The organism is Bacillus sp. C1 (assembly GCF_054570475.1).
In genome coordinates, this window is sequence record NZ_JBTMZT010000012.1 from 40,992 (window position 1) to 54,288 (window position 13,297).

Annotated in this window: 12 protein-coding genes and 1 riboswitch; of the genes, 7 read left to right on the plus strand and 5 right to left on the minus strand. The window is 33.5% G+C overall.

The window, feature by feature from the left end; all coding sequences use genetic code 11:
• Nucleotides 1–2: 2 nt before the first annotated feature.
• From ACX5JI_RS22015 to blsG, 4 genes are all read left to right on the plus strand, one after another.
• A complete protein-coding gene (locus ACX5JI_RS22015; RefSeq protein WP_459503154.1) occupies nucleotides 3–1,274 on the plus strand; it encodes an MFS transporter in 1,272 nt (423 codons plus the stop codon).
• A gap of 28 nt (nucleotides 1,275–1,302) precedes the next feature.
• Nucleotides 1,303–2,223 carry a GHMP family kinase ATP-binding protein gene (locus ACX5JI_RS22020; protein WP_459503155.1) on the plus strand — a complete coding sequence of 307 codons (921 nt, stop codon included), beginning with the start codon at nucleotides 1,303–1,305 and terminating at the stop codon, nucleotides 2,221–2,223.
• Nucleotides 2,224–2,238: 15 nt separating this feature from the next.
• Complete coding sequence (gene ltaE, locus ACX5JI_RS22025) at nucleotides 2,239–3,273, plus strand: low-specificity L-threonine aldolase (protein ID WP_459503156.1); 1,035 nt, start codon at nucleotides 2,239–2,241, stop codon at nucleotides 3,271–3,273.
• Between the two features lie 131 nt (nucleotides 3,274–3,404).
• Nucleotides 3,405–4,508 carry an arginine 2,3-aminomutase gene (gene blsG / locus ACX5JI_RS22030; protein WP_459503157.1) on the plus strand — a complete coding sequence of 368 codons (1,104 nt, stop codon included), beginning with the start codon at nucleotides 3,405–3,407 and terminating at the stop codon, nucleotides 4,506–4,508.
• 435 nt (nucleotides 4,509–4,943) lie between these two features.
• Here blsG and hbs read toward each other — a convergent pair whose 3' ends face one another.
• Complete coding sequence (hbs, locus tag ACX5JI_RS22035) at nucleotides 4,944–5,216, minus strand: non-specific DNA-binding protein Hbs (RefSeq protein ID WP_459503158.1); 273 nt, start codon at nucleotides 5,214–5,216, stop codon at nucleotides 4,944–4,946.
• Between the two features lie 188 nt (nucleotides 5,217–5,404).
• On the opposite strand from hbs, the gene ACX5JI_RS22040 reads away from it, so the two are divergent.
• Nucleotides 5,405–6,169 carry a DUF3891 family protein gene (locus tag ACX5JI_RS22040; RefSeq protein WP_459503159.1) on the plus strand — a complete coding sequence of 255 codons (765 nt, stop codon included), beginning with the start codon at nucleotides 5,405–5,407 and terminating at the stop codon, nucleotides 6,167–6,169.
• A gap of 356 nt (nucleotides 6,170–6,525) precedes the next feature.
• Here ACX5JI_RS22040 and ACX5JI_RS22045 read toward each other — a convergent pair whose 3' ends face one another.
• The 4 genes from ACX5JI_RS22045 to ACX5JI_RS22060 all read right to left on the minus strand — a co-directional run bounded on the left by ACX5JI_RS22045 (nucleotide 6,526) and on the right by ACX5JI_RS22060 (nucleotide 11,328).
• Nucleotides 6,526–7,719: a S8 family peptidase gene (locus tag ACX5JI_RS22045; protein WP_459503160.1), complete on the minus strand. Its 1,194-nt coding sequence runs from the start codon at nucleotides 7,717–7,719 to the stop codon at nucleotides 6,526–6,528.
• 392 nt (nucleotides 7,720–8,111) lie between these two features.
• The gene (locus ACX5JI_RS22050; protein ID WP_459503161.1) at nucleotides 8,112–8,486 is read right to left on the minus strand and encodes a hypothetical protein; all 375 of its coding nucleotides are present in this window, start codon (nucleotides 8,484–8,486) and stop codon (nucleotides 8,112–8,114) included.
• 390 nt (nucleotides 8,487–8,876) lie between these two features.
• Nucleotides 8,877–10,244, minus strand: coding sequence for an alanine/glycine:cation symporter family protein (locus ACX5JI_RS22055; protein ID WP_459503162.1), 1,368 nt, complete (start codon nucleotides 10,242–10,244; stop codon nucleotides 8,877–8,879).
• A 106-nt stretch (nucleotides 10,245–10,350) separates the two neighbouring features.
• Nucleotides 10,351–10,473: riboswitch (glycine riboswitch) on the minus strand.
• Between the two features lie 270 nt (nucleotides 10,474–10,743).
• Nucleotides 10,744–11,328: a hypothetical protein gene (locus tag ACX5JI_RS22060; RefSeq protein WP_459503163.1), complete on the minus strand. Its 585-nt coding sequence runs from the start codon at nucleotides 11,326–11,328 to the stop codon at nucleotides 10,744–10,746.
• A gap of 303 nt (nucleotides 11,329–11,631) precedes the next feature.
• Here ACX5JI_RS22060 and ACX5JI_RS22065 point away from each other — a divergent pair, with 303 nt between their 5' ends.
• Both ACX5JI_RS22065 and ACX5JI_RS22070 read left to right on the plus strand, forming a co-directional pair.
• Nucleotides 11,632–12,459 carry a nucleotidyltransferase family protein gene (locus tag ACX5JI_RS22065; RefSeq protein WP_459503164.1) on the plus strand — a complete coding sequence of 276 codons (828 nt, stop codon included), beginning with the start codon at nucleotides 11,632–11,634 and terminating at the stop codon, nucleotides 12,457–12,459.
• A gap of 275 nt (nucleotides 12,460–12,734) precedes the next feature.
• Nucleotides 12,735–13,184 carry an NUDIX hydrolase gene (locus tag ACX5JI_RS22070; protein ID WP_459503165.1) on the plus strand — a complete coding sequence of 150 codons (450 nt, stop codon included), beginning with the start codon at nucleotides 12,735–12,737 and terminating at the stop codon, nucleotides 13,182–13,184.
• The last annotated feature ends 113 nt before the right edge of the window (nucleotides 13,185–13,297 follow it).

Sequence of the window (13,297 nt, forward strand, 5' to 3'; positions counted from 1 at the left end):
TTATGAAACGATTATATAAAGGATTATGGAAGCATAAAGATTACAGAAACTTATGGGCTGGGCAAACAATTTCAATGTTTGGAACACAGATCGCATTAATTGCGCTTCCATTAGTAGCAGCTATTACCCTCGGGGCATCTCCTTTGCAAATGGGGATTTTGCAAGCAGTAGAATATTTACCGGTTTTATTAATAAGCTTGGTTGCTGGAGTTTGGATAGACCGTAGACCAATTAGACCAATACTCATTACAACTGATATAGTTAGAGCTATTTTATTGTTAGCTATACCTGTTTCAATGTATTTCGGAGTATTAAATTTATGGATTTTATATGTGGTAGCTTTTTTTGTAGGAGTTAACACTGTGTTTTCTGATATCGGACAGATGTCATATTTGCCGGTGATTGTCAAAAGAGAAGAGCTAATTGAAGGGAATAGTAAATTAGAATTTAGTTATTCAACTGCTTCCATTGTAGGACAAGGGATTGGTGGAGTATTAATACAAATATTCACTGCACCATTTGCTATCTTAATACAGTCTTTAGCCTTACTATTTTCTTCTCTATTTTTATTTAGAATTAAGAAAAAAGAAGAAGTTCAAAAGGTTGAAAATGAAGAAGGTAATATGATGGAGATGATTAAAGAAGGAATTAGTTATGTTATTAAAAATAAAGTTATTAGAAATCTTGTAATTACAACAATGATTTTTAATTTCTTTACGATATTGATAGAACCCATATATCTCTTATTTGTATCAAGAGGATTAAAACTTGCTCCTGTATTTATAGGAATGATATTTGGAATGGCTGGAGCTGGAGCTTTACTAGGAGCACTTCTTGTAGGGCCGATGACTAGAAAATTAGGACTTGGACGCTGTATGGTAGTTGCATTATTTTTAGCAGGATTTTCTTCATTACTTATTCCGGTAGCAACCTTTTTACCGACAATACCTGCAGTAATTTTACTCATGGTAATGCAGCTCATTGATGCCATTATGATAGTAGTTTATAACATTAATCAGAGAAGTTTAAGAACTTCTATTACGCCTGATAATCTGTTAGGGCGTATGAATTCTTCAATTAGATTGTGTGTTATGGGAATTGTTCCAGTTGCAGCTTTAGCTGGTGGATTTATGGCAGGGCTTGTTGGAGTATTACCAACCTTAATTATAGGTAGTGTAGGTATTATTTTGTCTTCTGTTTATGTTGCCTTTACTTCAATTCGTAAACTGGAAGAAATACCCACAAGTGATTTGGGTGAAGAATTACATGTTTAATAGAATTTAGTCGAAATGAGGTTATTTGGTGAAGCAGATATCTCAAGAAAAGATGGTGGGTAAAGGGTGTTCTTTTGGTACATTTGGAGAACTCTTACAAGGGGCTTATGGGGAAGAGGGATTAGATTTCTTAGTAACTTTCCCCATTACTAAATATTCTTACGCAACATATGTGCCAAATGTAAGTGGGGGAGAAATAAAAGTTTCCCCCCCTGAAAAAAAGAAAGCGCAAGCTTTTGTGGTTAAATTATTGGAATATTTAGGTGTTTCTACTGGTGGATGTATAAATATTCAGAGTGAAATTCCTGTTGGAAAGGGATTAGCTAGTTCAACAGCTGATTTAGTTTCTTGCGCAAGGGCTGTTAGTGATTACTATGGTATTAAACTAGATGCAAGAGAAATTGAAGGGATTTTACGACAAATAGAACCCTCCGATGGAGTTATGTATCCTGGAATAACCTCATATTTTCATAAAAAGGTAGAAAAGAAAGAATTTTTAGGTTGTGTACCAGGGATTACCGTTGTCGGTATAGATGAAGGAGGGATCGTTGACACTATTAAATTTAATAAAAGGAAAAAACATTTTAATCAAGCAGAGAAAATAGAATATGGATTCTTACTAGATGAGCTATCTCATGCTATTAAAAGTCTTGATTACATAAGAATTGGAAAAATTGCTACAAAAAGTGCTGAAATGAATCAAAGATTACAACCTAAAAAGACACTGGATAAGTTGATTTGCATAAATAAACAAATTGATGGTATGGGGGTAATTATTGCTCACAGTGGAACGTGTCTAGGAATAATGTTGTCTCCTTTTCTACCAGATTACGAAGAGAAATTACATTTGGCTAAAAATTACTTGTATCAATTGAGGGGAGAATTCTCTATTTATTATTCATGGGATTCAGAAAGTTATTCAGTAGACACAATACAAAATTATCTCTAAATAGGGGGACGACAAATGATTGAATTACGTAGTGATACATTTACTTTACCGACACTTGAGATGTTACAAGGTGTCTCCATAAATGATCTTGGAGATGATGTATATGGAGAAGATCCAACTGTTAAAGAATTAGAATCAATTGCTGCAAAAATATTTGGAAAAGAATCGGCTATATTTGTCCCAAGTGGAACAATGGCTAATTTGACATCAATAATGGCACATTGTCCAAGAGGTTCAAAAGTTTTAGTTGGAGATGAGTCAGATATATACATATATGAAGCAGCTGGTGCGTCTGTTTGTGGTGGAATTATGTATGAAAAAATTAAAACGCAACCTGATGGTCGATTAGAAATAGTTGATTTAGAAAATGTGATTCCAATAGATAAGGAAGATCCTCAGTTTGCTTTACCATCGCTAATATGTATCGAAAATCCTCATAATCGTATGGGGGGACGTGTTTTACCTTTAGAATATCTAAATGAACTAAAAGAATTTGCAAAGAATAATAACTTACCGGTGCACATGGACGGAGCAAGGATATTTAATGCTGCAGTCGCATTAGATATCTCACCTGCAGAAATTGCGCAATATACAGACTCATTACAATTTTGCTTATCAAAAGGTTTAGCTGCTCCTATAGGATCAATCGTGGTCGGTGATAATAGCTTCATTAATAAAGTATATCGTCTTCGTAAGATGCTAGGTGGAGGAATGAGACAAGCTGGTATCATAGCTAAACCTGGTATTATCGCATTAACTAAAATGGTAGATAGATTGTCTGAGGATCACTCTAATGCACGTAGACTAGCTCAAGGTTTAACTCAAATTGATGGAATAGAATGTGAATTAGAAGCAGTGGAAACGAATATCGTTTTTTTTCGAGTTGTCGATCCGCGTTTTACTTGGCAAGAATTTGTCGAAAAAGCTCGTAGTTGCAAATTAAATATAGCTGAACTTGGACATGGAAGAATTAGGGCGGTTACACATTTAGGCGTTACATCTAATGATATTGAGAAAACTCTAAAAATTATTAGAGAAATACTTAAATGATGAAATATGTGAAAACTTTATTTGTTTTTTTGGGGGGTGATTTTTAAAGAGTATCTGTAGATAAGCTTAGCAAATGAGAAGTGAAAAAATTTTTTATATGAACTGAATAATTTTGAGGAGGTATTTAATACATGAAAACAGATTGGGATTGGAATGATTGGCGCTTACAATTTCGTAATAGAATACAAAAACTCGAGGAACTGAAACAATATATTAATGTGACACCTGAGGAAGAACAAGCAATAAAAAGATGTGAAGGAGTTTATAAATGGGCAGTAACTCCCTATTATGCATCATTAATGGATAAAGATGATCCATCATGTCCAATCCGAAAACAAGCAATTCCATCGACCGGAGAATTTATGATAAATGAATATTCCGATGTGGATCCTGTTGGAGATACGAAGTACCGTGTAACAAACCGAATTGTTCACAAATACCCAGATAGGATTATTATGTTAATTACAGATCAATGTCCAGTATATTGCCGCCATTGTACAAGGAAATATCATACTACTGACTTAGATGGAACATATTTTGAAAGAAGTGAAGCTGAAGGATATGAAATTGATTTTGAATATATAGAAAACCACCCTGAAATTCGAGATGTATTGCTAACGGGAGGCGATCCTTTAACTTATTCAGATAGAAGGCTTGAAAGTATTTTAAAAAGACTACGCAGTATACCGCATGTAGAAATTATAAGATTTGGGTCTCGTTACCCAGTATTATTACCTCAAAGAATAACGAAGGAATTCTGTGAAATGTTAGAGAAATATCATCCGATTTGGCTAAATACACATTTTAATCATCCGAAAGAAGTAACAAAAGAGGCAGCACATGCTGTGAATTTACTTTTAAAACATGGTGTGCCTGTACAAAATCAAAGTGTGCTTTTAAAAGGGATTAATGATGATTTAGATACTATGAAGCAATTAGTACAGGCTTTGCTGAAAATCCGAGTTAGACCTTACTATTTATACCATTGTGATAACGTAACAGGTGTTTCTCATTTTATGACATCTCTTGAAAAAGGTGTAGAAATTATGCGTGGATTAGTAGGACATACTACTGGATTTGCGACACCAAACTACATTATTACGACAATAAATGGAAAGATTCCTATTCCTTTAGAAACCGTATTAGAACATTCCGATGAAGGATTAATTTTGAATAGTTATGAAAACAAAGAGACTATTATACCTTATTTAAAAGCAGAAACTAAAAAAGTTTGATAATTGTTAATCTATATAAGTACAAATTGAAAAAATGACATAAAACCATTCTTTTTAGGTGGGAGAGGGCATCCGGCCATGCATAGAAGTGGTCAGCCTCTCTTCCTGCCCCATGCCAAGTGAAAACAAAGAGAGAAAATGAGTGTAGTTCACTTTTTTTCTTCCTAGCAGCGGGCTATGTGTCGAAAAATCAAAATGGATTTATATAATAATAGAAGATTCCAAAAGAAATTAAAGAGCCTTCGTCCTATTGAAATTGGACGAAGGCTCTTTTAATGAAATGCTACTAAACCACCTACTGTCTACTTTACAGGGACAAGACCATAATATAGAAATTATTTTCTTGATATAGCGTAGTTTTTTTATGTCCTTTACAAAGGATACATTTTATATAAGGGGTATCCTATTGTTAATAACCCAGATTATAGTTGAATATTATTTTACAGCTTCTTTTAATTCTTTTCCGGCTTTAAAGGCAGGGATTTTACCAGCTGCAATTTGAATTTCCTCACCTGTTTGAGGGTTTCGACCAGTACGTGCAGCTCTTTCTCGTACTTCGAACGTGCCAAAACCAATAAGTTGTACTTTGTCACCAGTTTGTAAAGCATTGGTAATTGCGTCGAATACAGATTGGACAGCTGCTGAAGCTTCTTTTTGTGAGATATCGGCTGTTTGGGCCACATTTTTAATTAATTCAGTTTTATTCATTTTTTCACCTCATATAAATATTTTTGTCTAGGCTTGTTTTGGTAACGAGTGATAAAATCACATTGTTATCTTAAGTTCGGTGAAAGAGGCGGAATCCCTGCAAAGTATAGATGAATTTATTTTTATTGTCCTTTATAAAGGAGGATTTATATAGAATATATAAAATAGCAGTGAGGGGGGATTTGATTATGATTATTCGTACAAAAAGTGAAGAACTAATAGTAATTAGGCAACATGATCACGGATTTTTGGCGGGAGAATTTGCAAAGTGTTTTAAAACGAACTTATTTGAAAATAAGGTGTATTTAAAAGAGTGTATTCATGCGATTTATGAACATGATAGAGGATGGATCGACTTAGATAAAACGCCAATTTGGAATAATGAGAAACAGTCACCTTATACGTTTATGGATTGTCCTAGTTCATTGCGATTTGTTTTTTATACTTTAGGTCTTAATGAGATTGAAAATTCAAATCCTTACGGCGCTATACTTTGTAGTAAACATTTTATATCGTTTCCGCTTAATCAAGAAGATAAGGAAATGGTGAGTTTTTATAAGCAGGAGTTAAATCGTCAAAAGAGATTTTTGAAAACGTTAACAAGTGAGCAACATGCTACGTTCGATAAACACTATAAACTATTGAAATTTTGTGATGAGCTATCGTTATATGTTTGTATGAATGAACCTGGTGTAAAGAAAGAAAAAGAAGTGGACTTATTTAAAAGAGGATTTGAAGGAACTGAAGTTTTTAATGAGGATACAAATGAACGATTACAAGCAGAGTGGTTAGATAAAGAAACGATTCGTATTATACCGTTCCCTTTTGAAGACGAGCTTAAAACATATGTAAAATATAAATCTATAGGAAAGGATATAATAGAGAAAGTTGGTATTGTTGAAGCGGATAAAAAAGCAGAATTTCAGAAACTAGAATTGTGTTTTGTGAGGTGATTTGTTATTGGTGAAATCAAACCTTACCTTTTTGATGAATCTAATCTTGAAGAAGGAGAGGCTATTTTAGAAATAATTGATGAATTTGAAATTGAAATTAGAGAGTAAGCGAGTACAGTTGACTTCAATGTCCGAGTACTTATAATAACTGGAATATCCTGTAATGTATTTATGCAAAGCTTGAAGTAGTGATAGAAAAGTATAGTATATAATTAATTTGTATTAGTGAAAAATACAGTAGGAATATATTAATAATAACTACATAAAACTAGAGAAGGTTAATATGAACAATAAGACTAAAAGACAGAAACTTTGGATATCAAAGTTTCTGCTTTTTTCATGCATAAAACAATTATTTACGAAGCTTTATTTTCGTTTAATTGTTTGCCATATTGCACAGCTTTACTTGCATTGACTCTACCGTTTTTCCAATATGTTCCTGTCCCGCTGATTTTATCTGATGTTGTTTCAATAATTTTCCGAATTTCAACGTTGCTATAACCTTGATTTGCTAATAAACCGGCAACTCCAGCTACATGAGGTGTTGCCATAGAAGTTCCGCTTAATGTTTGATAGGAGCTCCCTTTATATGTGGAGTATATACTTGAACCTGGTGCTGCAACATCTACCCAGTTTCCATAAGTTGAGAATGAAGATTTTCTGTCCAATCGATCTGTTGAAGCAACAGAAATAACTTCATTGTAATAAGCTGGATAATTAGGCTTTGTATTTCCATCATTTCCGGCAGCTGCAACAATGACAGCACCTTTATTCCATGCATATTGTACAGCTTGTTGCAGGGCAGTGCCACCGCTGGAAGCGCCAAGACTTAAGCTAATAACCTTTGCGCCTGAATCAGCCGCTTCGCGTATGCCTTTTGCTACAGCATCAAGTGTACCACTTCCTTGATTATCTAGTACACGAACTGCATATATAGAAGATTGCGGAGCAACTCCTGCGATGCCAATATTATTATTGGTAAGTGCCCCTGCGATTCCTGCACAGTGTGTACCGTGCCCATTGCCATCATCGGATTGGCTATCATTATCTACATAATCATGTCCATAGATAACCTTAGAAGCTAAATCCGGATGAGAACCTTGGACCCCAGTATCAATAATAGCAATTTTTACATCAGGATCACTTCTTTGGTTATCCCATGCCGAAGGAGCTTGAATTTTTTGTAATCCATATTGATTATTAAAATATGGATCATTTGGGGTCCAAAAAGCATGGAAATAATAATTTGGTTCGGCATATTCTACATCTGGATTATTCTTATAACTTTTAATTTTATCTTTTACAGATCCTTTTACAAATTGAACAACTTCAAAACCTAAAGTATCGTCTTTTGATAATACATGTGCTCCTACAGATTTATGAAATGCTTGCACATCACCTATAGAAGCATTGTTTTTAAATTTTACAATTAGTTGATTAGGAACATATTCACTAGAGGGTGTTTCTGCTTTTGAAGTGCCGATGTTAAAAAAGAATCCTCCGAAAATAATTGACAAAACAGATAAGAAAACAATGAATTTGTTTTTCAAAAGATTTTTCCTCCTTTTTATTCGGACAATTTTTTCTGTGTACTCCTTTTCAACTATATAGTTAGACCATACGATTTATGCCTTTTTTATGAAGAGTTTTGGAAATAAAAAGACTCAGCTCGTTTTGAACTGAATCTTGATTATTTATCTAGATACCATCTCAATAGTAGGAACAATTGGGATAGGTGAGAGTGATGGAATCATCTGTTTGTAAATGTATCTGCAATAATTAAGTATGATCCTTAGGGTTGTCCATTTTTAAGTAGCATTCTGCATTAAAAATGAACTCGATTCCGTTCTGATTCTGAACTATGTTTTTTAAATGTAAAATAGACATTACCGTGTTCTCAATGCGGCGTTTTATAACGCTTTTCATAAGTAGAATCATACATTTAACATCGAATAACAGTCCCAGAGTAGAAAGTTAAGAAATGATCACCAATATCAATAATGGTGGTTACTTGTATAGAGCCTTTAAAACCTTCTGAAGAATAATAAATCTCTTTTGGGATACTCTCTTTAACTTGGTAATGTGTTTTTGAGTACTTTACATAATGACTTTGGATAACTTTTGATTCAGGAACGATAGTAGTTTTTGGTTCAAAATTATTTGTAATAGTAGAAGGTGATATGAATTGGGCAGTGCTTAGATAATTACGATCTAAACTTTCAGCTTTTACACCTTCTGATGGAGAAAAGATACCTAAACTACTTACTCCAATTAATGTTGCGAATGTAAACTTTGAAAACATTGTAAATCTACTCATTTAATAAACTTCCTTTATGTTTTTTGTAAGATAGCTCCTTACACCTCACAGTCTATATCCAGTAGATAGAAAGTGTACATACATATTAGTATACAAAATTCTACATAAACTACTATATTTTTTAAAAAATTTGTATAATAATGCATTGTTCGAAAAGTTATCACAGTTTTAACATGTATGTGATAACAAAAGAATGAATAGTTTATTCGTTACTTGTAGTATTATTAATTATTTAAAAATTGTGAAATAACTTGATAAAAATTCAATTGTACATATTTAAGGGCTTTTAGGGAGAACAAAAAATACAACAATTTTGTATATCTATTTTACAAATTAGCAAAAAGGAATGACTCATTTTTATATGAGACACTCCTTTTTTGTAATAATATATTAACTGGTTCTTTTTTTATCGACGGTTTTTAATTTTTCATTTTGTAAAAATCGATTTGTTTCTGCTACCACAACACCACTTAACCCAATTAGACCAACTAAGTTTGGAATGGCCATAAGTCCATTTGCGATATCAGCGAATGTCCACACGATTCCGAGTTTTAAGTTGGCACCAATTGCAATCATTACAATGAAGATGGCTTTATAATATCGTACAGCACCTTGTCCGAATAAATAAGCTACACATTTTTCTCCATAATAAGACCATCCTAAAATAGTGGAGTAGGCGAATAAAATAATCGCAATACCAAGTATCATACTACCAGTATCGCCAAATACTGATTGGAAAGCAAGTGTGGTTGCTTCCACACCAGTTTTTCCGGATTTCCATGCACCCGTTGTAATTAATACTAAACCAGTAATTGTACAAACAATAAATGTATCAAGGAAAGTACCTGTCATCGATACAAGCGCTTGTTTAGCTGGTGAATCTGTTTTGGCAGCAGCCGCAGCAATTGGCGCACTTCCTAAACCGGCTTCATTGGCAAATACTCCGCGTGCCATCCCAATTTGAATAGCAGAAGCAACCGTAGCACCGATAAAACCACCAGCAGCTGCAGTCCCTTGAAATGCACCAGAAAAAATAAGTGAAAATGCTTCTGGAACTTGATCAAAGTGATAAAAAATAATAATAAGGCCAGAAATTACATAAAAGAAAGCTTTAAGTGGAACGAAAAATCCAGTGACTTTCCCGATTTTTTTCACGCCACCTAAAATAACAATCGCAATTAAGAAAGCCATTAATATACCAGTTAAAGCAGGGGGGAATGAAAAGTTTATTCTCATAGCTTCTGCAACAGAATTCGATTGGACCATATTTCCAATCCCGAAAGAAGCGGTTGTCCCAAAAATAGCAAATAAAATAGCGAGCCATTTTTTTCCTAAGCCACGTTCTAAGTAATACATTGGACCGCCGGAATATTCGCCGTTTTCATTACTAATACGATATTTTACCGCGAGGATCGCTTCTGCATATTTTGTTGCCATACCGAACAATGCAGTAATCCACATCCAAAATATTGCGCCTGGACCGCCGATTGTAACAGCTGTTGCGACACCAGCTATATTTCCCATCCCGATGGTTGCGGCCATGGCTGTCATGAGTGCTTGGAAATGACTAATATCTCCCGAAGAAGATGTATCTTCTGATTTTCGAAATGCTAGTTTGTGAGCGTATAATAGTTTACTAAACTGTAACCCTTTTAGACGCACTGTGAGAATGATACCAGTTCCGACTAGAAGGAATAAGGTTGGTAATCCCCATACGTAGTGATTGATTTGTTCTAATACTGTACTTATTGTCTCCATCTGTATTCTCCTTTTAGAAAAAATAAAAAACCACTTCACATAAATGAAATGGTCTCTGGAGAAACAAGGAATAGAAAAATAAACCGATGCAAATCGGCGTTTTCTTTCGCTTGTCTCTGTCCTTTTACCTGAGAGATTATCCGCTAATATAAGCGGATTTGCTCCTTCGGTGCTCTGTTTCCTCTGCGCTATATAATAGGCGAGAGGGAGTCTCTCCAGAGATTCGTCCCCATGCAGTTCTACTTGTAACCAAGACCTGAGAGTTTCAAAGCTGAATCATCAACTTTTTGCCCCATCGGTAGATCAATTGATCTTCTCCTGAATGGTTCATCCGAATTATGTGATTAATAACTTAATCGTATTGATATGAAATGATTTTTACATAATCAATAAACAATATTATAGGTTCCTTATAAATGAATTGCAATCATTTTTTATTGGAAAATACTTTTCACTGAAATTTTTATCTCCTGAAATGAAAGGGAATCATATGGACAAGTTATTTTTTTGTTAGCTGTAATATGCTTTCTAGTTCAGCTAACGTAGATAAAGCTATAGTAATGTTTTGATCAGCAAGACCTAAAGATTGCGTAGCATTTTCTAAACTATCTTGTAAAGGTTTCTCTTTGTTTAAGCCTTGTATAACAGATAATGCAGCATTTTCCATACAATTTGAAGCAGCTATAAATGCGGTGTTAAAATAATTTGTTTTCTGCTTCAGTGCAGAGTCTGTCATTTTTTCAGCAGCTTTAAATTCCTCCATTTGTTTTGAAATTTCGTTGAATTGGTTTGCCATATGGTTCATTTTATCTAGTAATTCAGCTGTATTTATATTAATTGGATTTGAATTTAATTCAGTCCATGCTGGAATCCATTCTTGTTCGACAATGTTGTCGTATTTTGTAGTGAGTAAATCGATTGGCGTTTTTAGTTCTTGTTGATAGATTTTTTTATCGATAGGTTCTTTCGTGCTTTGTATGTTTGGCTTTTTCGTTTGATTTAATAAAATAATGGCTACAGTACTACTAATAAGCAGCAGGCAAAAAAGCCAAAACCACCATTTTTTATAGAACGATTTTTTCATTTTAGTATTTCCTCCTAATGTATAAAACATATGATGTACGAATCTATATCATAACAATTTACATATTCGTAAATTGTTATATTTTGTCGAAAAAGAAAATACTTTTAAGAAATGAATCCCTAATAATAGTGAGATTGGTGAAATGTTTTGGAGTTATAAAGTGAAAATTTAACAGTAGGGAAGGGGATAATTTAGGAACGAAAAAGAAATGAAGTGTTATTTGTTGTTTGTTCAGAATCTTTCGATTTATAATTAATTTACATATCATGAAAATAACATTTTATATAGAAATGAGTTGATAGATTGTCAATGATTAAAAAAATAGGCCATTTTTGTCTTGTGGACGAAACGGGATACATTATAAATGATGCACATATTAATAAAATTCAACCAGCTTTTCTAGAGGTAATACAAGAAGTAAAGAATACGTGTTTTCAATCGTTACAGGATGATTTGCATAGCATTTACATTAGAGGGTCTGTTCCAAGAGGGATTGGAATAGAGGGGATTGCAGATATAGACGTGATTATTTTAGTTCGAAAAGCTCCCAAGGACATAGATTTGGAGTGGAGTGAAAATATAGAGCAACAACTTTTGCAGAAATTTAATAGTATATCTGGGGTGGAATTAAGTTTTTATGACGTTGAAGAAGTGTTACATTCCAATCGTTTTTCGTTTATAAGTTTCATGATTCAAACACATGGAATCTGTATATTCGGTGAAGATATAAGGCCACGTTTGCCTAAATATAAAGTAAGTAAAGAATTGGCGTATGAACATCTTAATCATTTACAGGCACAAGTCGAACAAGCATGTGAAGAGTTAATTCATAATAAAGGTAGAGAGGATATAGAGGATTGCTGTCGCTGGATTATGAAGATAGTAGTTAGAGCAGGATTAGCATTAACAATTGATAAAGCAGGGCTTTATTCTAGAGATCTTTATCCAGCATATGAGTTGTTTAGCAAGCACTTCCCAGAGCAAGAACACAATATGAGGAGAGCGCTGCGATATGCAGTTAATCCTATAGATGACATAATAGAAATTTTAGCGTTTTTAGATAACTTTGGAGGTTGGATGATAACAGAAGCGGATTACTATTTAAAAAATAGCGAACGGAACGAAACATAATTTTATTATGTAAACAAAAAACTCCATTTTTTACGTTATAGGTGAGGGGGAAGTGAGAAAGGTGAATTTTTATATTGTTGATGTCATTTCATAAGGGAAGTATAGTGCAGTTTTATAAAAAAGATTGATCATTTAAAACAAAGTTCGATTATTTGAAATAAAGCTTGAAAAAAATCCTGCAAAAACAGGTTTTTTTCTTTAACTATCGAAGCAGTTTAGCTTAATAAGGAATGATAAAATAAAAATAGCGAATAAGGGACAGAGGAGCATTAATCATGGGTATTATCACATTTGGTGAGAAAAAAGATGGTAAAGAATACATATGGAGACCTGCTGTTTATTGTTTAATGTTCAATAGTCAGAAAGATAAAATAGCAATTATTCAAACAAATGATGGCAAGTTTTTTCTTCCTGGTGGTGGAATAGAAAAAAATGAGACACACGAAGAGTGTTTAAAAAGAGAAGCATTTGAAGAAATGGGTATGGATATTGAAATAGGTCATTTTATAGGGAGTGCCCGGAGATATTTTTATTCTACAAATGAATATAAATATTACCTTAGCGAAGGTTATTTTTATTTATGCGATACGGGTAGACAAATAAGTAAACCAACTGAAGTAGACCACTTCCTCAAATGGATCGAACCAATCCAAGCAATTGATAGCTTATTCCACGAACATCAAAGCTGGGCAGTTAATGAAGCATTATTACAGTTATTTAAGTAACGGACAGGTTAATTGATGTGGCTTTGAAAAAAAGATTAACCATTTATAAAAACTGTAGAATTCATTTTGATCAATCTTTTTCTAAAATGATTTCTTGTTATTTATTGTAAAAT

Excerpts from the sequence above, each read along its gene's own strand:
- ACX5JI_RS22015 (WP_459503154.1), top strand. The coding sequence starts at position 3 with ATGAAACGATTATATAAAGGATTATGGAAGCATAAAGATTACAGAAAC.
- ltaE (WP_459503156.1), top strand. The coding sequence starts at position 2,239 with ATGATTGAATTACGTAGTGATACATTTACTTTACCGACACTTGAGATG.
- blsG (WP_459503157.1), top strand. The coding sequence starts at position 3,405 with ATGAAAACAGATTGGGATTGGAATGATTGGCGCTTACAATTTCGTAAT.
- hbs (WP_459503158.1), bottom strand. The coding sequence starts at position 5,216 with ATGAATAAAACTGAATTAATTAAAAATGTGGCCCAAACAGCCGATATC.
- ACX5JI_RS22040 (WP_459503159.1), top strand. The coding sequence starts at position 5,405 with ATGATTATTCGTACAAAAAGTGAAGAACTAATAGTAATTAGGCAACAT.
- ACX5JI_RS22050 (WP_459503161.1), bottom strand. The coding sequence starts at position 8,486 with ATGAGTAGATTTACAATGTTTTCAAAGTTTACATTCGCAACATTAATT.
- ACX5JI_RS22055 (WP_459503162.1), bottom strand. The coding sequence starts at position 10,244 with ATGGAGACAATAAGTACAGTATTAGAACAAATCAATCACTACGTATGG.
- ACX5JI_RS22060 (WP_459503163.1), bottom strand. The coding sequence starts at position 11,328 with ATGAAAAAATCGTTCTATAAAAAATGGTGGTTTTGGCTTTTTTGCCTG.
- ACX5JI_RS22070 (WP_459503165.1), top strand. The coding sequence starts at position 12,735 with ATGGGTATTATCACATTTGGTGAGAAAAAAGATGGTAAAGAATACATA.